At 60.0% G+C, this 20,450-nt stretch carries 16 protein-coding genes, 2 tRNA genes and 4 riboswitches; of the genes, 8 read left to right on the forward strand and 10 right to left on the reverse strand.

The window, feature by feature from the left end:
- The first annotated feature begins 241 nt into the window (after positions 1-241).
- Complete coding sequence (locus RAE19_RS15735) at positions 242-925, forward strand: hypothetical protein (RefSeq protein WP_313875769.1); 684 nt, start codon at positions 242-244, stop codon at positions 923-925.
- Positions 926-934: 9 nt separating this feature from the next.
- Here the strand turns inward: RAE19_RS15735 and RAE19_RS15740 are convergent, their stop codons facing one another.
- From RAE19_RS15740 to gcvT, 6 genes are all read right to left on the reverse strand, one after another.
- Entirely contained in the window at positions 935-1,495 is a 561-nt protein-coding gene (locus RAE19_RS15740; protein WP_313875770.1) for a hypothetical protein, read from the reverse strand.
- A 62-nt stretch (positions 1,496-1,557) separates the two neighbouring features.
- A complete protein-coding gene (locus RAE19_RS15745) occupies positions 1,558-2,946 on the reverse strand; it encodes an L-serine ammonia-lyase (RefSeq protein WP_313875771.1) in 1,389 nt (462 codons plus the stop codon).
- A 33-nt stretch (positions 2,947-2,979) separates the two neighbouring features.
- Positions 2,980-4,203 carry a D-amino acid dehydrogenase gene (locus RAE19_RS15750; protein ID WP_313875772.1) on the reverse strand — a complete coding sequence of 408 codons (1,224 nt, stop codon included), beginning with the start codon at positions 4,201-4,203 and terminating at the stop codon, positions 2,980-2,982.
- Between the two features lie 60 nt (positions 4,204-4,263).
- Positions 4,264-4,373, reverse strand: a riboswitch (glycine riboswitch).
- A riboswitch (glycine riboswitch) is annotated at positions 4,374-4,470 on the reverse strand.
- 78 nt (positions 4,471-4,548) lie between these two features.
- Positions 4,549-7,449 (reverse strand): aminomethyl-transferring glycine dehydrogenase, encoded by a 2,901-nt coding sequence (gcvP, locus tag RAE19_RS15755; protein WP_313875773.1) that lies wholly within the window; start codon positions 7,447-7,449, stop codon positions 4,549-4,551.
- A 101-nt stretch (positions 7,450-7,550) separates the two neighbouring features.
- Positions 7,551-7,922 (reverse strand): glycine cleavage system protein GcvH, encoded by a 372-nt coding sequence (gene gcvH / locus RAE19_RS15760; protein WP_313875774.1) that lies wholly within the window; start codon positions 7,920-7,922, stop codon positions 7,551-7,553.
- Between the two features lie 121 nt (positions 7,923-8,043).
- A complete protein-coding gene (gcvT, locus tag RAE19_RS15765; RefSeq protein ID WP_313875775.1) occupies positions 8,044-9,216 on the reverse strand; it encodes a glycine cleavage system aminomethyltransferase GcvT in 1,173 nt (390 codons plus the stop codon).
- A gap of 82 nt (positions 9,217-9,298) precedes the next feature.
- Positions 9,299-9,433: riboswitch (glycine riboswitch) on the reverse strand.
- A 19-nt stretch (positions 9,434-9,452) separates the two neighbouring features.
- A riboswitch (glycine riboswitch) is annotated at positions 9,453-9,553 on the reverse strand.
- Between the two features lie 77 nt (positions 9,554-9,630).
- Here gcvT and RAE19_RS15770 point away from each other — a divergent pair.
- A complete protein-coding gene (locus tag RAE19_RS15770) occupies positions 9,631-10,353 on the forward strand; it encodes a 1-acylglycerol-3-phosphate O-acyltransferase (RefSeq protein WP_313875776.1) in 723 nt (240 codons plus the stop codon).
- A 2-nt stretch (positions 10,354-10,355) separates the two neighbouring features.
- Here the strand turns inward: RAE19_RS15770 and RAE19_RS15775 are convergent, their stop codons facing one another.
- Together RAE19_RS15775 and RAE19_RS15780 are read right to left on the reverse strand one after the other, a co-directional pair.
- Positions 10,356-11,219 (reverse strand): alpha/beta hydrolase family protein, encoded by an 864-nt coding sequence (locus RAE19_RS15775; RefSeq protein ID WP_313875777.1) that lies wholly within the window; start codon positions 11,217-11,219, stop codon positions 10,356-10,358.
- 62 nt (positions 11,220-11,281) lie between these two features.
- On the reverse strand, positions 11,282-12,973 hold the full coding sequence (locus RAE19_RS15780) for an electron transfer flavoprotein-ubiquinone oxidoreductase (protein ID WP_313875778.1): 1,692 nt from the start codon (positions 12,971-12,973) through the stop codon (positions 11,282-11,284).
- Positions 12,974-13,110: 137 nt separating this feature from the next.
- On the opposite strand from RAE19_RS15780, the gene RAE19_RS15785 reads away from it, so the two are divergent.
- Positions 13,111-13,893: an SDR family oxidoreductase gene (locus RAE19_RS15785; RefSeq protein WP_313875779.1), complete on the forward strand. Its 783-nt coding sequence runs from the start codon at positions 13,111-13,113 to the stop codon at positions 13,891-13,893.
- A gap of 60 nt (positions 13,894-13,953) precedes the next feature.
- Positions 13,954-14,844 (forward strand): DMT family transporter, encoded by an 891-nt coding sequence (locus tag RAE19_RS15790; RefSeq protein WP_313875780.1) that lies wholly within the window; start codon positions 13,954-13,956, stop codon positions 14,842-14,844.
- A 48-nt stretch (positions 14,845-14,892) separates the two neighbouring features.
- Here the strand turns inward: RAE19_RS15790 and RAE19_RS15795 are convergent, their stop codons facing one another.
- A complete protein-coding gene (locus RAE19_RS15795; protein ID WP_313875781.1) occupies positions 14,893-15,651 on the reverse strand; it encodes a 3-hydroxyacyl-CoA dehydrogenase in 759 nt (252 codons plus the stop codon).
- A 148-nt stretch (positions 15,652-15,799) separates the two neighbouring features.
- Between RAE19_RS15795 and RAE19_RS15800 the strand changes: the two genes are divergently transcribed.
- The 3 genes from RAE19_RS15800 (at position 15,800) to rimO (ending at position 17,894) form a co-directional block, all read left to right on the forward strand.
- Positions 15,800-15,876: transfer RNA gene (locus tag RAE19_RS15800), tRNA-Val, on the forward strand.
- Positions 15,877-15,995: 119 nt separating this feature from the next.
- Entirely contained in the window at positions 15,996-16,445 is a 450-nt protein-coding gene (gene phaR, locus RAE19_RS15805) for a polyhydroxyalkanoate synthesis repressor PhaR (protein WP_313875782.1), read from the forward strand.
- A 45-nt stretch (positions 16,446-16,490) separates the two neighbouring features.
- The gene (gene rimO, locus RAE19_RS15810) at positions 16,491-17,894 is read left to right on the forward strand and encodes a 30S ribosomal protein S12 methylthiotransferase RimO (protein ID WP_313875783.1); all 1,404 of its coding nucleotides are present in this window, start codon (positions 16,491-16,493) and stop codon (positions 17,892-17,894) included.
- Positions 17,895-18,000: 106 nt separating this feature from the next.
- On the opposite strand, the gene RAE19_RS15815 is transcribed toward rimO, so the two are convergent.
- Positions 18,001-18,085 (reverse strand) — tRNA-Leu (locus RAE19_RS15815).
- A 49-nt stretch (positions 18,086-18,134) separates the two neighbouring features.
- On the opposite strand from RAE19_RS15815, the gene rnr reads away from it, so the two are divergent.
- Positions 18,135-20,402 carry a ribonuclease R gene (gene rnr / locus RAE19_RS15820; RefSeq protein ID WP_430962547.1) on the forward strand — a complete coding sequence of 756 codons (2,268 nt, stop codon included), beginning with the start codon at positions 18,135-18,137 and terminating at the stop codon, positions 20,400-20,402.
- The last annotated feature ends 48 nt before the right edge of the window (positions 20,403-20,450 follow it).

Here is a 20,450-nt window from a genome sequence, read left to right on the forward strand (position 1 = left end):
AGGGACCTTCATGGTGCGCGCCGGCTGTGAAGCGCGTTTGCAGCTTTGGCAAACGTGGGTAAAGCTTTGTAATCTGCTTGCAAGCAGTTGTTTATCACACAGTGCTTCTGCATCAAAAGTGCCTGTATCGCTCATTTCTTGTGCGCATCCAGCTATCTATTTGATAGCAATCTGTGTTTGTACAGCGCAGGGGCACTGTCGCGCTACAGTCGTGCTTTGGTAAAGCTCTCCCCTTGCTCGTATGCAACGCAAACACATTCTGGTTCTGTTGGCCGTCATCCTCGTCGCGCTGGGCGCTGTGCTGTTGCTGCCGCACGGTGAGCTGGTGCAAACGCTGGCGGCCGTGCCCATCTTCGGCGCGCTGTCGGCGGTGGTGGTGGACATCCTGCGCGAGCAGGCCAAGCGTCAGCAGGAGAACCAGCTCGCTGAATCTCAGCAGCGCTTTTCACTCGCGGCGGGCTCGCACATGGCGTCTACCGCCTTTGACAAGCACGTGGCCTTTTGCGAGGAATATGTGGCCGAAGTTTTGTCCGCATTGCGCACTCTGTTTCGCGAAGGTCCCACACAGGAAGCCTTGGACCACTCCGACCGCCTGTTGCAAATCAAACAGAAATACGTGCTCTGGATCACCCGCGATGTGGAGGCCCGGCTGGAACCCTTTGAGCGGGCCCTGCGCCGAATAGGCGCCAACGACCGCGCCGAGCGCTTGTTCCCCGAAGGTGAGGGCAGTGTGCAGCGCATGACAGAAACCTATCGCCAGTTTGCCGAAGTGCTGGGCACCGAGCACATGGGTACCGAGTGGGAAGGCGAACCCATCACCGATGTAGCCGCCGTCAGCCGCGTCGTGGCCCAACTGCGCGACATATTGGGTGTGGAAGAGCTGACCCGCCTGCGCGCCGCCATCGTGCGCAACGCGCTGGCCTGATCTGCGGCCTCAAGGCCAGTCGTTCAACGCGCTGCACGCGCCCACATGCACGATGCCGGCGCGGCTGTCGTTGGGCACAAACACTTGGGTTTGGGCTGTCTTGGGGTAGATGCTGCCATCGGCACACTGCGCGCTTTGGGTGGTGCCTATCACCAGCTGTGTGCCCGGCCGCACCTGGCAGGACACCACTTTGTTCAAAGGGCTCCATTCCGGGCAGATGGCGTTGTCCGCACGGTATTGCTCCTTGGTGCCCGAAGGCGGCTGCAGAGACCACCAGCCGCCCCATCGGGTGTAGGGCTTGTCAGCATCAAACACCCGGTACAGCACCACCGGTGCGGTGACCGCCAGCACTTTGGCTTCGCACACGCCGCCCTTGTCGCTGGGCAGCCGGGCCATGGCCATCAAGGCCGGGTTATCGGAGGCCTGCACTCCTTGTGCAGGTGCCTGCGGGGTGCCGACGCACGCCACGCCGTCCACCCCCACAGACCCGCTGGGTGCGCTGTTTGGCAGGCCTGCGCAGCCCGTCAAAACAGCTGTAATCGTTAAAGCAAAGAACGCACTTTTGAGCATGACCCGACTCCCCTGAAGTAAACAGGAATTGTGCCTTCGCCAAGGCGCTCAGGCGCTACCGATCAGCACTCCACGATGTTCACCGCCAGCCCGCCGCGGGCTGTCTCTTTGTATTTGGTCTTCATGTCCGCGCCGGTTTCGCGCATGGTCTTGATGACCTTGTCCAAGCTCACGAAGTGGCTGCCGTCGCCGCGCAGCGCCATGCGGGCGGCGTTGATGGCTTTGACCGATGCAATGGCGTTGCGCTCGATGCACGGAATCTGTACCAGCCCGCCCACCGGGTCGCAGGTCAGGCCCAAGTGGTGCTCCATGCCGATTTCGGCGGCGTTCTCCACCTGCTCAGGCGTGCCGCCCATCACCGCGCACAGGGCGGCGGCGGCCATGCTGCAGGCCACGCCCACTTCGCCTTGGCAGCCCACCTCGGCCCCGCTGATGGAGGCGTTCTCTTTGTATAGGATGCCGATGGCCGCTGCGGTGAGCAAAAAGTCGATCACACCGGCATCACTCGCGCCCGGCACAAAACGGCTGTAGTAGTGCAGCACCGCGGGGATGATGCCGGCCGCCCCGTTGGTGGGTGCGGTGACTACGCGGCTGCCTGCGGCGTTTTCTTCGTTCACGGCCAGGGCATAGAGGTTGACCCAGTCCAGCACCTGCAGTGGATCGCGCAAGGCCTCCTCAGGTTTGGACACCAGCGCATCACGCAGGGCCTTGGCGCGGCGCTTGACCTTGAAGCCGCCCGGCAGCACGCCCTCGGTCGCACAACCGCGCTTCACGCAGTCTTGCATCACATTCCAGATGCGCAGCAGGCCAGCGTCAATCTCGGCATCGCTGCGCCAGTGCTGCTCGTTGCGGCGCATCACCTGGGCAATGCTTAAGTCCTCGCGGCGTGCCACCTCCAGCAGCATTTCGCCACTGGTGAAGGGCAGGGGCAGCACGGTAGCGTCTGGAGCGATCACCTTTTGGCGACTGCCGTCGGCGGCTACCTCGTCACTCACGATAAAGCCGCCGCCTACGGAGTAGTAGATGCGGTTGGCCAGCTCTTCGCCTGCAGCATCCAGCGCCACCAGACGCATGCCGTTGGCATGGAAGGGTAGGGGCGCGCGCATGAAGAGCAGATCTTCTTTTTCGTTGAAGGCAATTGCGTGCTGCCCCGCCAGCTGGATGCTCTTGTTGCCGCGGATGCTGGCCAGCGTGGGGGCAATCTGCTCCACCTCCACCGTGTCGGGTTCCAGCCCGGAGAGGCCCAGCAGCACCGCTACATCGCTGGCGTGGCCCTTGCCCGTTGCGCCCAGGGAGCCATGCAGCCAGCAGCGCACGGTGGTGGTGCGCGCCAGCAGCCCCTCATGCTGCAGGCGGCCCACAAACAGGCGGGCCGCCCGCATGGGCCCTACCGTGTGCGAGCTGCTGGGACCGATGCCGATTTTGAACAGGTCGAATACGGAGACTGCCATGGTGGTTTCCTAAGGGCGATGAGAAATGGTAGATCAGGCCGGGAGCTGCTGGTGCACATGCCCTGCCAACTGGTGGGCGGTGATGGCGGAGAGCGTCCAGCCCAAGTGGCCGTGGCCGGTGTTGTAGAACACGTTGTTGCGCTTGCCGCGACCCACGCGGGGCATCATGTTCGGCATCATGGGGCGCAGGCCGGCCCAGGGTTCGCAGCGGCGGGTGTTCACACTGGGGAACAGCTGGTTTACCCAGGCAATCAGCGGGCGGATGCGGTCGGCGCGGATGTCGTAGTCAATGCCGTTGTACTCGGCAGTGCCTGCCACGCGGAAACGGTCTGCCCCAAGGCGGCTGGTGACCAGCTTGGTTTCGTCGTCCAACAGGCTGACCCAAGGTGCTGCTTGCTGGCTGGCTTCGTCGTTCAGCGCCACGGTGATCGAATAGCCCTTGACCGGATAAATGTTCAGCCGGTCGCCGAGTTGCGCGGCAATGCCACGGCCGTGCACACCGGCGCAGACCACCACTCCGTCAAACCTGTGGGTCTCAGCTCCGCCCTCGTGTTGCAACTCTAGCGTCGCGACGGTGCCGTCGGTGCTGGCGCTGGCGACCTGGTGGCCATAAAGCGTGGTCACGCCCAGGCGCGCGCAGGCTTGCGACAGGCCGTGGGTGAACTTGTGAATGTCGCCGGTGGAGTCGCTCTCGGTGTAATAGCCACCGTAGTAGGTTCCTTGCAGGGTGGGCTCTATGGCGCGCATTTCCTCCGGCGTGACCGTGCGGCGCTGCAGGCCACCTGCGGCCAGCATGGTGGAGACTTTGCCCGCATGTTCAAAACCCGCCTTGTTGCGGTAGATGTGCAGGATGCCCTTGCGCTGGTGGTCGAAGTCAATGCCCTCTGCCTGAGCCCAGGCAAACAGGTGTTCGCGTGCTGCAATGGCCAGGCGGGTGGTGGCTTCTGTGTTCTCGCGGTACTTGGGGATGGAGGCCACAAACTCGGTCATCCAGCTCAGCTTGTGCCAGGTGGGGGCGGGGTTCATGAGCAAGGGCGCGTCCTTGGTGAACATCCACTTCAGCCCCTTCACGAGGGTGCTGGGGTGGGTCCAGACCTCGGCATTGGAGGCCGAGAGCTGGCCGCCGTTGGCATAGGACGTTTCCATGCCCGCGTAGCGGTTCTTCTCGATCAGGGTGACCTTGTAGCCGGCCTTGGCCAGGGTGTAGGCGCTGGTAACGCCGGTGATGCCGCCGCCAATGATGGCAATGTGTTTCATGAGAGCTCTTTCAGGTGTGTCGCAAACAAGGGAACACGCCTGTGCACACTGTGTGCCAGGCGAGCCCCCTCTGTTTGAGACCTGAGAGATTCACCCGCTGCCTGGTGGGCAGCGGGCTTGCTCCTGCGGTGTGCCGGCGGACAAATGCGCGGCAGCTCTTCAGAGTGCAAACGATCACAGCGGTCCTGGGTGCCTGAGAGTTTCCGGGGTGGTTGCTCCTTCGGCGCTGCTGCCCGGGTGGGCGGCAGGCTCTCCCGCTGCGATGCCGGGGCCAGCCCGGCAAGGGCGGCGGCATGCAATGCACAGCCGCCCTGAAAACCATGGTTAGTGGTGTGAGACCTTCCTTTATGCGCTGGCGTAATCCGCCACAGGCACGCAGCTGCAGAACAGGTTGCGATCGCCATACACGTTGTCCACCCGGCCCACAGTAGGCCAGTACTTGGCCGCCTTCAGGGTAGCTACAGGGAAGGCACCAACCTCACGGCTGTAAGGGCGGTCCCACGCGGCGCCAATCACGCTGGCAGCGGTGTGGGGAGCATGCTTCAAGGGATTGTTGTCCTGTGGCCAGACACCGCCCTCGACTTGCGCAATTTCGCCACGGATGGCGATCATGGCGTCGATGAAGCGGTCCAGCTCGGCCAGCGTTTCGCTCTCGGTGGGCTCTACCATCAAGGTGTTGGGCACGGGGAAGGACAGCGTGGGGGCGTGGAAGCCATAGTCCATCAGGCGCTTGGCCACGTCCTCGGCCATCACACCGCAAGTTTCCTTGAAGTGGCGCAAATCCAGGATGCACTCGTGGGCCACATGACCGTTGCTTGATGCGTACAGCGTGGGGTAATGGTCGGCCAAGCGGGCGCTGATGTAGTTGGCGCTCAGGATGGCGACTTCGGTCGCTTGCTGCAGGCCGTCCGGGCCCATCATGCGGCAGTACATCCAGCTGATGGGCAGCACGGCTGCGTTGCCCAAAGGCGCGGCGCTCACTGCGCCCGTGCCAGGCACACCGCCGGTGGCATGGCCGGGCAGGTAGGGCACCAGGTCTTCCACCACACACACCGGGCCCACGCCGGGGCCGCCACCGCCGTGGGGGATGCAGAAGGTCTTGTGCAGGTTCAGGTGGCTCACGTCGCCACCAAACTCGCCGGGGGCCGCAGTGCCCACCAGCGCGTTCATGTTGGCGCCGTCCACATACACACGGCCACCGTGCTGGTGCACCAGCGCGCACAGCTCTTTGACCGAGGTCTCAAACACGCCGTGGGTGCTGGGGTAGGTGATCATCACCGCGGCCAAATTGGCGCTGTGCTGTTCGCACTTGGCCTGCAGGTCTGCCATGTCCACGTTGCCGTTGTCATCGCACTTGGTCACTACGACTGTCATGCCGACCATCATGGCGCTGGCAGGGTTGGTGCCGTGTGCGCTGCTGGGGATCAGGCAGATGTTGCGGTGGCCCTGGCCACGGGCCTCGTGGTAGGCCTTGATGACCAGCAAGCCGGCGTATTCGCCCTGGCTGCCGGCATTGGGCTGCAGGCTGATGCCCGCGTAGCCGGTGGCGGCGCACAGCCAGGCGCGCAACTGCGCGTCCAGCTCGGCATAGCCCTCGCGCTGGTCAGCGGGTGCGAAGGGGTGGATGTTGGCGAACTCGGGCCAGGTGATGGGAATCATCTCGCTGGTTGCGTTGAGCTTCATGGTGCAGGAGCCCAGCGGGATCATGCTGCGGTCCAGCGCCAAATCCTTGTCGCTCAGCATGCGGATGTAGCGCAGCATGCCGGTCTCGGAGTGGTGGGTGTTGAACACCGGGTGGCTCAAAAATACACTGGTGCGGCGCAGGGCGGCGGGGATCAGCGACTCCGCTCCGCCTTCCAATGCTTCCACGGTGGGCAGGGCCTGGCCGTCGGCGGCAAACAGGCTCCACAACAAAGCAATGTCTGCACGGGTGGTGGTTTCGTCCAGAGAGATGGCGATGTACTCTTCAAAGTAAATTCGCACGTTGGCGCCCATGGATACTGCGCGAGCAGCTATCGATTTAGTAGCAGATCCGGTCTTGATGGTCAGCGTGTCAAACGCCGTGTCGCTGGTGGGCACATGGCCCAAGGCGCGCAGACCCGCCGCCAGGATGGCGGTGAAGGTAGCCACACGCTGGGCGATGCGGGTCAGCCCGGCAGGGCCGTGGTACACGGCGTACATGCTGGCCACCACGGCTGGCAGCACCTGTGCGGTGCAGATGTTGGAGGTGGCTTTCTCGCGGCGGATGTGCTGCTCGCGGGTTTGCAGGGCCAGGCGGTAGGCGGGGTTGCCGTGCGCATCCACACTCACGCCGACCAAACGGCCGGGCATGGAACGCTTGTATTCGTCGCGGCAGGCCATGTAGGCAGCGTGCGGGCCACCGTTGCACAGCGGCATGCCGAAGCGCTGGGTGGTGCCCACCACGATGTCTGCGTCCCACTCACCGGGTGGGGTCAGCAGGGTCAGGGCCAGCAGGTCAGCCGCCACGATTAGAGCGGCTTGCTTGCCATGCACCTTGGCCACGTCTGCGCGCAAGTCGTCGATGCGGCCGCTGGTGGCGGGGTACTGGGCCAGCACAGCGAAGTAGTCGCCCGCGAGTGCCGCGTCCCACTCGGCAGCAGAGTTCGCCAGCTGCACGGTGATACCCAGCGGCTTGGCACGGGTTTGAATCACTTCGATGGTTTGTGGGTGGCAGTCGCCGGCCACCACAAAGGTGTTGCTCTTGCTCTTGACCGAGCGCTTGGCCAGCGTCATCGCCTCAGCGGCGGCTGTGGCTTCGTCGAGCATGGAGGCGTTGGCAATCGGCATGCCGGTCAGGTCGCACACCATGGTCTGGAAGTTCACCAGTGCTTCCATGCGGCCCTGGCTGATTTCGGCCTGGTAGGGCGTGTAGGCGGTGTACCAGGCGGGGTTCTCCAGGATGTTGCGCAGGATCACGCCGGGGGTGTGGGTGCCGTAGTAGCCCTGGCCGATGAAGCTCTTGAGCACCTTGTTCTTGCCTGCAACCGCCTTGAGTTCTGCAAGAGCAGCCGCCTCGGTGATGGCCGCCGGAATCGCCATGGCGCTTTTGCGCGCAATGCTGGCAGGCACGATGCTGGCAATCAGGTCGCTGCGCGACTTTTCGCCGATGACCTGAAGCATCAGCGCTTCATCGTCGGCAAAGATGCCGATGTGGCGGGCCTGGAATTCGCTGGCGTTTTCCAGCTGGGCCAAGGTGGGCGTGGAGGTGGTAGCAGAAGTGGACATGGCGGTGGCGTTCGGTGGTGGGCAGTTCACACAAACGGGTAGCCTGCTGGTTCAGGGCCGGCTCCCGGAGACTTTGCAGGCTGGGCCTGCAAAGCGGGCGTTTAAGCGTTGGCGGAAAACGCGGTGTAGCTGGTTTCGTCCATCAGGCCTTCGAGTTCGGCCGGGTTGGACAGCTTGACCTTGAAGAACCAGCCGGCACCCAGCGGGTCGGTGTTGGCCAGCGATGGGTCGTCGCGCAGGGTTTCGTTGACCTCAAGGATTTCGCCGGTTACGGGCATGTACACGTCAGCAGCCGCCTTCACGGACTCGACCACGCCGGCCACGGCCTTGGCGTCAATGCTGGCGCCCACGGCGGGCAGATCCACAAACACCACGTCGCCCAGCGCATCCTGCGCGTGGTGGGTGATGCCGACGGTGGCGATATCGCCTTCGACCTGGAGCCATTCGTGATCGGCGGTGTATTTGATAGACATAACGTTCTCCTGAAACTAAAGATGAGGGTTTGCGGTAAAGGGTTGAACCACCGGAACTAGAACCTGCCAGACGCCACTGTAGCGGCTGAATCTGCGGTTTCCGGCTCGGTGGTGTCTTGGATCAGCCGCGGTAGTAGTTCGTAGGCACAAAGGGCATGGCGCTCACGACCATGGGCACCGGTTTACCGCGGACGATAGCCACCACCTGGGTGCCAATTTGGGAAAAGCTGGGCTTTACGAAACCCATTGCAATCGGTTTATCAGCAGTGGGTGCAAGTAGGCCGCTGGTGACTTCGCCAACCTTGTTACCTTTGTGATCTTGAAGCTCGGTATGGTCGCGAACCGGGATACGCTCCAGAGCAACTAAACCTACGCGCTTTCGGGTGAGAGGCAAATGCTCCATGTGCAGTTCGGAGCCGCCTATTCCGTTCAACTGCCCAATTACTGTTTCTGCGCCGGGAAAGCCGCCTGCACGTGCGCCACCGGTGCGGCGCACCTTTTGGATGGCCCAGTTCAGGCTCGCTTCGACCGGTGTGGTGCTGGTGTCAATGTCGTTGCCATACAGGCACAGGCCCGCTTCTAGGCGCAGGGAGTTGCGGGCGCCCAGCCCGATGGGCTGCACTTCGGGCTGCGCCAGCAGGGCACGGGCCAGCGCTTCGGCGTGATCGTTGTGGACCGAGATCTCAAAACCGTCTTCACCGGTGTAGCCGCTGCGCGTGAGGAACACGTCGATCTTTTGGTCGCCGGTGTCGACCGTGAAGTCTCCACCGGTCATGAACACCAGCTTTTCCACGCCGGTCGCCAAGCGGGCCAGCGCCGTCACCGCTTGGGGGCCTTGCAGGGCCAGCAGAGCATAGTCGGGCAGGGGGGTGACCTGACAGCGGCTGCCAATCTGGGCTTGGATGTGGGCGATATCCCCCGCCTTGCAGGCACCGTTCACGATAACGAACAGCTCGTCTTGCGCCTTTTTGAAGAACATCAGGTCATCGATGATGGTGCCCTCTTCGGTGAGCAACAGGCCGTAGCGTTGCTTGCCCACGGGCAGGTCGATCACGTCCACCGGCATCAGGCTCTCAAACGCCGCGCAGGCGTCCAGGCCGCTCAGGCGCAGCTGGCCCATGTGGGACACGTCAAACAGGCCGGCGGCTTTGCGGGTGTGGTGGTGTTCGGCCATCAGGCCGGCGGGGTACTGAACCGGCATGGAGTAACCGGCGAACGGCACCATGCGGGCGCCCAGCTCTAGGTGAAGCGCATTGAGCGGCGTGGTCAACAAGGTCGTGTCAGAAGCGGACATGGCGGCGATCCAAACAATCCCGGCGCAAGGCGCCGGAGGGGCAATCCAAACCCGGATGCACGCCCATTGGCGCCCATCCGGTGCTGCCCCCGCTGTCCGCTTTACCTGAGAGATTCGCCGGGCCTGCGTGCACGATGTGATGTGCGCAGACTGCGGGTTGCTCCTTCGGTGGTTTGCAAGCCGCTGTGCGGTGCAAACTCTCTCCAGTGGGGTGTTGCTGGCTATGCATGCATGGCCAGCACTTGTCAGTCCTTTTGCCTGAGCGTTCAGACCGCTGCAATCAGCCGTCCTGCGCCTTCGGCGGCCCCATGAAAGGGCTCTCTCCTGAACGGGGTGGATTCTAAACCAGCCATGGTCATCGGGAAGCGACTTGTTACCATTCGACAGGCATTTGCCACATATCACCTCCTTCGCATGCTCTATCTTTTACGGCTGGTGCTCATCAGCATCCAGTTTTTGTTGGCCTCTGTGGTCAACCTGCTGATCTGTTTTTCGCGGCCTTTCAATCCCGATAATTCGCGGCTCTCCGGATACACGTTTTCAGTCCCGGCGCTGAAGATATTGGGCCTGAAGATGCGGCTGGAGACGGCAGACTTTCAATCACAGCCCAACCCTTTTGTCGTGGTAGCCAACCACCAGTCCAACTGGGACTTGTTTGTATTGGGCTGCTCCGTGCCGCGCCGCACGGTGTCGCTGGGTAAGAAGAGCCTGAAGTGGATTCCCTTTTTCGGCCAGATTTACTGGCTGGCGGGCAACATCCTGATCGACAGGGGCAATGCCGTGAAGGCCAAAGCCGCCATGCTGCACACCACCAGGGTCATGCAGGAGCAAGACACCTCGATCTGGGTATTTGCCGAAGGCACCCGCAACCTCGGCAAGGGTATGCTGCCCTTCAAGAAAGGCGCATTCCAGATGGCCATCAATGCCGGCGTACCCATCGTGCCGCTGTGTTGCAGCAGCTACAAAAGTACCATGCGCCTGAACCGCTGGAACAGCGGCAATATCATCATCAAGACGCTGGAACCCATTCGCACTACCGGCATGACGCTGGATGACATGCCAGCCTTGATGGACCTATGCCGGTCGCGCATGGAGGCTTGTATCGCCGAGCTGGACGCCCGCGCTGCAGTCCTGTGAATTCAGCGGGCGGTCTGGTGTTCGCCAAACCAGGTCAGCACGTCATCCCATAAAGGCTGTGCCTGCCTGCGGAAGTAGCCCATGTGGCCAATGGGCCCCATGCCCAGCTGACCGGGGTGGATGTCTACCTTGCGCACCGTGGTGTTGCTGTAGCCGGCCATAAAGGCATCGCGTGACGCGGGTGGTGCCCAGAGGTCGTCGGTCGCATTGGCCGCGATGATGGGGGTGCGCACCCGCCCGAACAAACCGGTCACATGCGGCATGCCGGGGTCGTCAAAGAAGTAGCGCGGAAACTTGCACCAGCGCTTCCAGTCCCGGTACACGCCTAAAGGCAAGTCCTCGCCCATCTGGAGTTTGCTCCAGGCCAGATAGCCCTTCCAGCGGGTGAGCAGCGGGCCGATGACCTGCCACATCAGCAGCACCTTGAATTGCTCGGCACGTGGCATCCAGCCGTGCCAGCCCGCCCCGGTGGCAAAGGTATAAAACCGCGCGACCTTGTCGTGGTTGGGTAGCAGGCCGAATGCATGGCCACCGAACGAGTGCCCCACCATGAACAGAGGAACGGTGTCATCAGCCATAGCGTCTACCGCAGCTGCAACATCGTGAAAAGCCCAATCCAAGTAGTCCATCTCAAAACCACGTAGCTCGGCGGGTTTGGAGAGACCAATGCCGCGGTAATCCACCGTTAGGGTGATGTAGCCCCGTTGTGCGGCAAAGATTGCAAAGTTTTTGTAAAACAGCTGCGGCACGCCGGTGGCACCCGCGACCACCAAGTGCCCGCGCAGAGGGCCTGTTGCGGGGTAGCGCAGGGCCTGCAAGGCGTAACCGTCTCGGGTGGTGAGGGTCAGGGCTTCTGGTGTGCTCATGGGCTGCCTCGATGTCTAAAAAAACGGGACCCTGAGGTCCCGTTTGTGCTTTCAAGCGTGTCTTACATGCCCGCGTAGTTGGGGCCGCCGCCGCCTTCGGGCGTGACCCAGACGATGTTCTGGGTCGGGTCCTTGATGTCGCAAGTCTTGCAGTGCACACAGTTTTGGGCATTGATCTGCAAGCGGTCGGTGTTGTCTTCGTTCTTCACGTATTCATACACGCCTGCGGGGCAGTAGCGGGCTTCGGGGCCGGCGTACTTGGCGAGGTTGATGCTCACCGGCACCGAGGCGTCCTTGAGTGTCAAGTGGGCGGGTTGCTGCTCTTCGTGGTTGGTGTTGCTGATGAACACGCTGCTCAAGCGATCGAAAGTGAGCTTGCCATCGGGCTTGGGGTAGACGATGGGCTTGCACTCGGCAGCGGGCTTCAGGTAGGCGTGGTCAGGCTTGTCACGGCGCAGGGTCCAGGGGATGTGTCCGCGCAGCACGAATTGCTCGAAACCGTTCATCAGCGTGGCGGTGGTCAGGCCGTACTTGAACCAGTTCTTGAAGTTGCGGTCTTTGTTCAGCTCGGTGTGCAGCCAGCTCTTTTCAAAGGCTTCGGGGTAAGCGCTCAGCTCGTCGTGCTGGCGTCCGCCCACGACGGCGTCATAGGCGGCGTCTGCGGCCAGCATGCCGGTCTTGATGGCGGCGTGGCTGCCCTTGATGCGACCTACGTTCAGATAGCCTGCATTGCAGCCGACCAGGCAGCCACCTGGGAATACCGTTTTGGGCAGGGCATTGATGCCACTGGCGTTGATGGCGCGAGCACCGTAAGACAGCCGTTTGCCGGTGATCTCACCTTTGTCGTTCTCGAAGTAGTAGCGCACGTTCGGGTGTGTCTTCCAGCGCTGGAACTCTTCAAACGGGCTGAGGTAGGGGTTGCTGTAGCCCAAGCCGGTGACAAAGCCCAGAGCCACTTTGTTGCCTTCGAGGTGGTACAGGAAAGCGCCACCGTAGGTGTCAGATTCCATAGGCCAGCCGGCGGTGTGCATTACAAACCCGGGCTTGTGGCGGCTGGGGTCAATTTCCCACAGCTCTTTGATGCCGATGCCGAAGCTCTGCGGGTCACGACCGTCGTCGAGCTTGTACTTGGCGATGACCTGTTTGCCCAAGTGGCCGCGCGCACCTTCCGCAAACACGGTGTATTTGCCCAGCAGCTCCATTCCGAGCTGGAAGCTTTCCATCGGTTCGCCGTCTTTGCCCACACCCATGTTGCCGGTGGCTACACCTTTGACCGAGCCGTCGTCGTTGTAGAGCACTTCAGCGGCGGTGAAGCCAGGGAAAATTTCCACGCCCAAGCTCTCCGCTTGCTCAGCCAACCATTTGGTGACAGCGCCAAGGCTGATGATGTAGTTGCCGTCGTTGTGCGCGAAGGGGGGCAGCACCATGTTGGGCACGCGGAAGCCGGATTTTTCGCTCAGAAAAATGTAGGCGTCGTCGGTCACTGGCTGGTGCAGCGGGGCACCCAGTGCCTTCCAGTCGGGAATCAGTTCGGTCAGCGCTTTGGGGTCCATGATGGCGCCGGACAGGATATGCGCGCCAGGCTCAGAGCCTTTTTCGAGCACGACCACCGATACGTCGGTGCCTTTCTCTGCGGCCAGTTGCTTGAGGCGGATCGCCGTTGCCAAGCCGCCGGGGCCGCCGCCAACGACGACCACGTCGTATTCCATGGATTCACGGGGGCCGAATTGAGCCAGTATTTCCTGGTTTGTCATGGGGTGTCTCGCTTAATAATGGGTGGTCTTCTTGTCAGCGTTCGCGCGCCAGAGCGCACGCGAGCGGCACCAGATTTTATTCGCTGATTTTATAAAAAAGAACGACCGTTCTTTTTTAATTTGTGGAGGCACTCTAAATGGCTTATAGCATCGATCTTTCCGGGCGAATTGCATTCATCACCGGTGCATCTGGCGGGCTGGGGGCGCAGTTTGCCCGCACCTTGTCGGCCGCTGGTGCCGCGGTGGTGCTCGCCAGCCGCCGCATCGACAAACTCAAGGACTTGCGTGCCGAAATCGAGGGGCAGGGCGGCGATGCCCATGTCATAGAACTGGATGTGACAGACCACGACTCCATCAAGTCGGCGGTAGCCCACGCCGAAACCGAGGTGGGCTCCATCGACATCCTGATCAACAACTCGGGAGTGAGCACCACGCAGCGACTGCAGGACGTCAGCCCTGAGGATTACGACTTTATCTTTGATACCAACGTCAAAGGGTCGTTTTTTGTGGCGCAAGAGGTCGGCAAGCGGATGATTGCGCGCGCCAAAGGTGCGGCACCCGGCAGTTACACCGGCGGACGCATCATCAACATCGCCTCGATGGCGGGCCTGCGGGTGTTGCCCCAAATCGGGGCCTATTGCATGAGCAAGGCTGCTGTGATCCAAATGACCAAAGCGCAGGCGCTGGAGTGGGGCAAGTTCGGTATCAACGTCAACGCACTGTGCCCGGGCTATATCGATACCGAGATTAATCACGAACACTGGCATACCGATGCGGGGCAAAAACTGGTGCAGATGCTGCCGCGCAAGCGGATCGGTCGTCCGGCAGATCTGGACGCCATTTTGGTGACCTTGTGCTCTGATCAGAGTCACTTTATCAATGGAGCAGTCATCGCGGCTGACGATGGTTTTGGAATTTGAGCGGCGTTTGACAAGCGGTTTTGGGTTGCCGGTTTTGGTGAATTTTTGCTGAGCGGGGTGATGGCCGGCCTGGCGGCGGGCGCCTTGTGGGGTTTGGTCTTTGTAGCGCCAGCTCTGGCGCCCGGGTTGTTGCCTGTTGATCTCGCAGCGGGCAGGTTTGCGGTTTTCGGGCTGGTTTCGCTCTTGATCGTCGGCGTTGGCTATTTCCGGGGCCGCTCGCGGATGCCAACGTGGCGCCAAGCCGGGGCCGCGGCCTTGCTCAGTGCACTCGGCTTCTCCGGCTATTACTTGTTGTTGGTGTACGCCATCCGTGATGCAGGCGTGGCAGTGCCCACCATGATCATTGGCACGGTTCCGGTGTGGGTGATGTTGCTGGGCAAGCCGGTTGGTTTACGGTGGCGGAGCCTGATTCCGGGTTTGTTGCTGACACTCACTGGCGTGGCTTTGATGATGGCGGCAGACAGCGCAAGCGGCACCGACGCGCGGCCACATGGCTGGGTGTTTTGGCGTGGGGTGTTGTACGGTTTGCTGGCGATGGCGAGCTGGGTCGTTTTCGCGATCCTCAACTCCGCTTGGTTAAAGCGGCATACCGGGGTCCAGCTCGCTGATTGGACCAGTTGGATGGGGGTGAGTTCAGGAGTCGCCGCCGGGGCCCTTTGGGGGCTTATGGGTACCCCGCTGGAGTTGCTTCTGGCTCACACGGATACTGCGCGAGCAGCTATGGTTTGTATAGCAACAGGAGTTGGCTCTGCATGGGTAGCAACCATGCTTTGGAACTTTGCGAGCCGTCGCTTGAGTGCGAGCTTGTGCGGTCAACTCATCGTGTCAGAAACGCTTTTCGCACTCTTTTACGCATTTCTCGTGCACGGTGACTGGCCGCACCCTTTGCAGTGGTGGGCCAGTGGCATTTTCTTGTTGGGTCTGATGGCTTCGGTACGTGCGCATCGCTAAGGTGCGGCGCCCCTTGGACGTCGCACCTGTTTGAGTGATGGGCTGGCTTTACTTCGGAGCGAGTCGGATCGCGCCATCCAAGCGGATCACCTCGCCGTTGAGCATGTCGTTTTCAAAAATATGAACGGCTAATTTGGCGTAATCCTGCGGAGTGCCCAAGCGCGAAGGGAATGGAACACCCGCTGCCAGCGCGTCTTGCACATCTTGGGGCATGCTGAACAACATCGGCGTGCCAAAAATCCCGGGGGCAATGGTCATGTTCCGGATGCCGTTCCGGGCGAGGTCGCGTGCAATGGGCAGTGTCATACCGACCACACCGCCTTTGGATGCGCTGTAGGCTGCTTGACCGATCTGTCCGTCATAGGCGGCCACCGAGGCGGTAGAAATCATGACGCCACGCTCACCGGTTGCTTCAGGTTCGTTCTTGCTCATGGCCTCGGCGGCGAGACGGATCATGTTGAAGCTGCCGATCAAATTGACGGTGATCGTTTTGCTGAAAGATGCCAGCGCATGCGCGCCGTTTTTGCCCACCGTCTTCTCGGCAGGAGCAATGCCCGCGCAGTTCACCAAGCCCATCAGCTTGCCCATGGAGACTGCTTGGGCCACGACGGCTTGTCCATCAGCTTCGTTACTGACATCGCACTTGACGAATGCGCCGCCCAGTTCCCGGGCAATGGCCTCGCCTTTTTCTACCTGCATGTCTGCAATGACGACTTTGCCGCCTTTGGCTGTCAGCATGCGGGCAGTGCCCTCGCCGAGGCCTGATGCGCCGCCGGTCACGATAAAGACTTTTCCTGCGATTTCCATGGAGTGCTCCTTGTAATGGGGATGGATTGACGTTTACGTAAACGTCAATTATGGCGCAGCGGTCTTTTGATCTATTTGAACTTTTTTCGGGCTTTTTCAAAAGAAGCGCATTTTTATGCTGCTATACTTTGGCCTCTCGGATAAATGTAGGCGCATAGCTCAGCTGGTTAGAGCACCACCTTGACATGGTGGGGGTCGTTGGTTCGAGTCCAATTGCGCCTACCAACATTTTCCTATAAGGCTCCATCTAGGGTATTCCTAGGTCGGCGCCAAGCGGTCTCTCTCTAGAATGTGCTGCACTGCAACACTTACTTGGCTCACACACCCGGTGCAGAGCGATCGACATGCAAAAAACTTCCAGTAAAGATTCCAAGGCTTCCCAGCGGGTCATCAAAAAATACCCCAACCGGCGTTTGTACGACACCGACACGTCGACTTACATCACGCTGGCGGAAATCAAGCAGCTGGTGATGGATAGCGAGTCTTTTGCGGTGGTGGATGCGAAATCGGGTGAAGACCTGACGCGAAGCATCTTGCTGCAGATTATTTTGGAAGAAGAGGCCAATGGGTCTCCAATGTTCACCGCGCCCGTGTTGTCCAACATCATCCGCTTTTATGGCCATGCCATGCAGGGCATGATGGGTGGTTACCTTGAAAAAAACATGCAAGCGTTGATGGACATGCAGGCGCCCATGGTGCAGGGCGTAATGGGTAACAACATGTTCCAGCAGATGCAGGAACACATGCAAAAACAAACTGAGCAATTCCTCGGTACCTTCGGCATCAAGCGTTAAGCTGGTTGGCGGGTCTCTGAGGGGCGGGCTCTGGAACTTCACACTATGACTGAAATTTTGAACTCCGTCCCGGCTGCGAATGCCGCCCCCAAGGTAGGTTTTGTGAGTTTGGGTTGCCCCAAGGCGCTGACAGACTCCGAGCTCATCCTGACCCAATTGAGTGCCGAGGGATATCAAACGTCAAAGACCTTCCAGGGCGCTGACTTGGTCATCGTCAATACCTGCGGATTTATCGATGATGCGGTGAAAGAGAGCCTGGACACCATCGGAGAGGCGCTGGCGGAAAACGGGCGCGTCATCGTGACGGGTTGCCTCGGTGCCAAGACCACTGAAGGTGGTGAGAACATGGTGCGCCAGATGCACCCGAAAGTGCTCGCGGTGACCGGTCCCCATGCGACCCAGGAGGTGATGGATGCTGTGCATACCAATCTGCCAAAACCGCACGACCCATTTTTGGATCTGGTTCCGCAATCTTTTGGTGTGGCGGGCATCAAGCTCACACCGCGCCATTACGCGTATTTGAAAATCAGTGAGGGTTGCAATCACCGTTGCACCTTCTGCATCATCCCCAGCATGCGTGGCGACTTGGTGTCCCGTCCGATTGGCGATGTTCTGAACGAAGCGCGTGCCTTGTTTGAGGGTGGCGTGAAAGAGCTGTTGGTCATCAGCCAAGATACATCGGCTTATGGCGTCGACGTCAAGTACCGCACCGGATTTTGGGATGGCAAGCCCGTGAAGACCCGTATGTTGGAGCTGGTGCAGGCGCTTGGTGATATCGCTGAGCCTTATGGCGCCTGGGTCCGGTTGCACTATGTCTACCCCTACCCCAGTGTGGATGAAATTGTGCCTTTGATGGCGACAGGCCGTGTGCTGCCTTACCTGGATGTTCCTTTGCAACATAGCCACCCTGATGTGCTGCGCCGGATGAAGCGGCCTGCCAGTGGTGAAAAAAACCTGGAGCGTTTGCAGCAGTGGCGCGAAGCTTGCCCGGAGTTGGTGGTGCGCAGTACGTTTATTGCAGGCTTCCCTGGTGAGGCTGAAGAAGAGTTTGAGCACCTGCTCGACTTTGTGCGAGAAGCCCAGATTGACCGTGCAGGTTGCTTTGCCTACAGCGCAGTAAATGGCGCAACCGCCAATGACTTGCCCGGAATGTTGCCGGTGGAAGTTCGCGAGGAGCGTCGCGCCCGCTTCATGCAGGTGGCTGAAGAAGTATCTGCAGCTCGTTTGCAGCGCCGTGTCGGCTCTGTGATGCAAGTGCTGGTGGATTCTGCGCCAGCGTTGGGTCGCAAAGGCGGAGTTGGGCGTAGCTACGCGGATGCTCCAGAAATTGACGGCGTGGTGCGTTTGTTGCCACCTGAGAAAATCAGCAAGACGTTGAAAGTGGGTGAGTTCACCAAGGCGCGAATTGTGAGCGCGCAAGGTCACGATTTGGTCGCACTTCCCATCTGATTTTTAGTCACTGACCGATGCATCTAACGGTCAGTGGCACGAATCACACAGGCAAAAAAAAGCCGCTGTTTTCACAGCGGCTTTTCATTAACTACATTACCATTGTTGGTGCCCAGAAGAGGACTCGAACCTCCACGATGTTACTCGCTAGTACCTGAAACTAGTGCGTCTACCAATTCCGCCATCTGGGCATCTCAGGAAAGAGAGAAGTATATCAAACATTTAGGCCAAAACAGCAATTTGCTGGAAGAAGTTGAAGGAATTGTTCAAGGGCATCGGGATGGACATGGTTTTGTGTCCCGCGATGACGGTGCTCCTGATATTTATCTTCCCCCTAACGAAATGCGGGCTGTGCTGCACAAAGACCACGTCAAGGTCCGTATCGTGCGCAGTGATCGCAAAGGTCGCCCCGAGGGGCGTGTTGTTGAAATCACCGAGCGCTCTAATCAACCGATCATTGGCCGCCTGTTGCAGGAAAGCGGTGTTTGGCTGGTTGCGCCGGAAGACAAGCGTTACGGCCAGGATGTGTTGATTCCGAAGGGCGCTACCAGTGTGGCAAAGCCTGGCCAGGTGGTGGTCGTAGAACTGATTGAGCCGCCTGCGCTGTTCGGTCAGCCTGTGGGGCGCATCAAAGAAGTACTGGGTGAAGTGGATGACCCCGGTATGGAAATCGAAATCGCCGTGCGCAAGTACAGCGTGCCGCATGAGTTTTCTGATGCTTGTGTGGCGATGGCGCGGACATTGCCAGACAAGGTGCGTCCGCAAGACAAGCTACAACGTATTGATTTGACAGACATCCCTTTGGTCACCATCGATGGTGAAGATGCTCGGGATTTTGATGATGCGGTGTACTGTGAGCCCGCAACCAAAGGGCGTGGCAAGACGGCGCTCAAAGGTTGGCGTTTGTTGGTGGCAATTGCCGATGTCAGTCACTACGTGGAAACGGGCAACGCCATCGATGTGGATGCGTATGACCGAGCCACCAGCGTGTACTTTCCGCGCCGTGTCATCCCTATGCTGCCGGAAAAACTGTCTAACGGTTTGTGCTCGTTGAACCTGGAAGTTGAACGGCTGTGCATGGTGTGCGATATGTTCGTCACCGAGGACGGCGAGGTCGATGCCTACCAGTTTTACCCCGCAGTCATGTGGAGTCACGCTCGGTTCACTTACACCGAAGTGGCGGCCATTCTTGGCAATACACGGGGGCCCGAAGCTAGCAAGCGCAAAGAGCGTGTGCAGGATCTCTTGAACTTGCATGGTGTTTATCAAGCATTGCTCAAATCCCGCCACAAGCGGGGTGCGGTGGATTTCGAGACGACCGAGACACAGATTGTTTGCGATGAAAACGGTCGGATCGAAAAGATCGTGCCGCGTACTCGCAACACAGCGCATCGATTGATTGAAGAGGCCATGCTCGCAGCGAACGTCTGCAGTGCGGACTTCATTGCCCATAACAAGCACCAGGGCCTGTTCCGAGTGCATGAGGGTCCGACGCCTGAGAAGCAGGAAATATTGCGTAGCTATTTGAAGGCCAGTGGCATTGGCATGACGATCAGTGACAACCCCGCACCGGGCGAGTTTCAGGCGATTGCTGAGGCGACTAAAGACAGACCCGACGCGCAGCAGATTCACTCGATGCTGTTGCGCTCCATGTCACAGGCCATTTACACGCCGATCAATAGCGGACATTTCGGCTTGTCGTTCGATGCTTACACGCACTTCACCAGCCCGATCCGGCGCTACCCGGATTTGTTGGTGCACCGTGTGATCAAGGCCATTCTTGCCAAGACCAAATACCAACTCCCGGCACTGCCTACGCCCGGTGAGGCGCATGCCAAGCTTGCAAGGCGTCTGGAAAAAAATCTGGCTTCGAGGGTGAGCAATCCGGAAACCAAGCCCAAGAAGCTCAATGCGGAAGGTACCGCTTGGCAAGCGGCTGGTCTGCATTGCAGTGCCAATGAGCGTCGGGCGGATGAGGCTAGTCGGGATGTGGAAGCATGGCTCAAATGCAAGTACATGCGCGAGCACTTGGGTGAGGAGTATTCAGGGGTTGTATCCTCGGCGACCACGTTTGGTTTGTTCGTGACGCTCGATGCCATGTACGTAGAGGGCTTGGTTCATATCACCGAGTTGGGCGGGGAGTATTTCCGTTTCGATGAAGCCCGGCAGGAGCTACGCGGAGAGCGGACAGGTATTCGCTATGCGATCGGTACCCGGGTTCGTATCCAAGTGAGTCGTGTGGATTTGGATGGTCGCAAGATCGATTTCCGATTGGTTCAAGACGGTCAGGGTCCTCTCCCCAAGATGCCCGCCGACAAAGGGCATACCCGTGATTCAAAATCGGGGCGCGCTGAATTCGGTGATCGCCCAGATCTGGATCCGCCGCACTCGCCGATCTTCAAGGGCAAAGTCAGGCAGCAACGGTCAGCGGCAAAAGCGACCAAGAGTAGCCGTTCTGCAGACAAAACAGCACCCTCGGTAAAAAAGACAGCGAAGAAACGGCGATAAGAGCTGCAATCAAGACTGCTATAAAAATGGGAGCTGCTAGTCCCTGTT

Origin of the sequence: Rhodoferax potami (assembly GCF_032193805.1) — a bacterium.
Taxonomy (GTDB): domain Bacteria; phylum Pseudomonadota; class Gammaproteobacteria; order Burkholderiales; family Burkholderiaceae_C; genus Allorhodoferax; species Allorhodoferax potami_A.

Bases quoted from the DNA above. Each gene is read 5' to 3' on its own strand.
- RAE19_RS15735 (WP_313875769.1), top strand. From the start codon at position 242: ATGCAACGCAAACACATTCTGGTTCTGTTGGCCGTCATCCTCGTCGCG.
- RAE19_RS15740 (WP_313875770.1), bottom strand. From the start codon at position 1,495: ATGCTCAAAAGTGCGTTCTTTGCTTTAACGATTACAGCTGTTTTGACG.
- RAE19_RS15745 (WP_313875771.1), bottom strand. From the start codon at position 2,946: ATGGCAGTCTCCGTATTCGACCTGTTCAAAATCGGCATCGGTCCCAGC.
- RAE19_RS15750 (WP_313875772.1), bottom strand. From the start codon at position 4,203: ATGAAACACATTGCCATCATTGGCGGCGGCATCACCGGCGTTACCAGC.
- gcvP (WP_313875773.1), bottom strand. From the start codon at position 7,449: ATGTCCACTTCTGCTACCACCTCCACGCCCACCTTGGCCCAGCTGGAA.
- gcvH (WP_313875774.1), bottom strand. From the start codon at position 7,922: ATGTCTATCAAATACACCGCCGATCACGAATGGCTCCAGGTCGAAGGC.
- gcvT (WP_313875775.1), bottom strand. From the start codon at position 9,216: ATGTCCGCTTCTGACACGACCTTGTTGACCACGCCGCTCAATGCGCTT.
- RAE19_RS15770 (WP_313875776.1), top strand. From the start codon at position 9,631: ATGCTCTATCTTTTACGGCTGGTGCTCATCAGCATCCAGTTTTTGTTG.
- RAE19_RS15775 (WP_313875777.1), bottom strand. From the start codon at position 11,219: ATGAGCACACCAGAAGCCCTGACCCTCACCACCCGAGACGGTTACGCC.
- RAE19_RS15780 (WP_313875778.1), bottom strand. From the start codon at position 12,973: ATGACAAACCAGGAAATACTGGCTCAATTCGGCCCCCGTGAATCCATG.
- RAE19_RS15785 (WP_313875779.1), top strand. From the start codon at position 13,111: ATGGCTTATAGCATCGATCTTTCCGGGCGAATTGCATTCATCACCGGT.
- RAE19_RS15790 (WP_313875780.1), top strand. From the start codon at position 13,954: ATGGCCGGCCTGGCGGCGGGCGCCTTGTGGGGTTTGGTCTTTGTAGCG.
- RAE19_RS15795 (WP_313875781.1), bottom strand. From the start codon at position 15,651: ATGGAAATCGCAGGAAAAGTCTTTATCGTGACCGGCGGCGCATCAGGC.
- phaR (WP_313875782.1), top strand. From the start codon at position 15,996: ATGCAAAAAACTTCCAGTAAAGATTCCAAGGCTTCCCAGCGGGTCATC.
- rimO (WP_313875783.1), top strand. From the start codon at position 16,491: ATGACTGAAATTTTGAACTCCGTCCCGGCTGCGAATGCCGCCCCCAAG.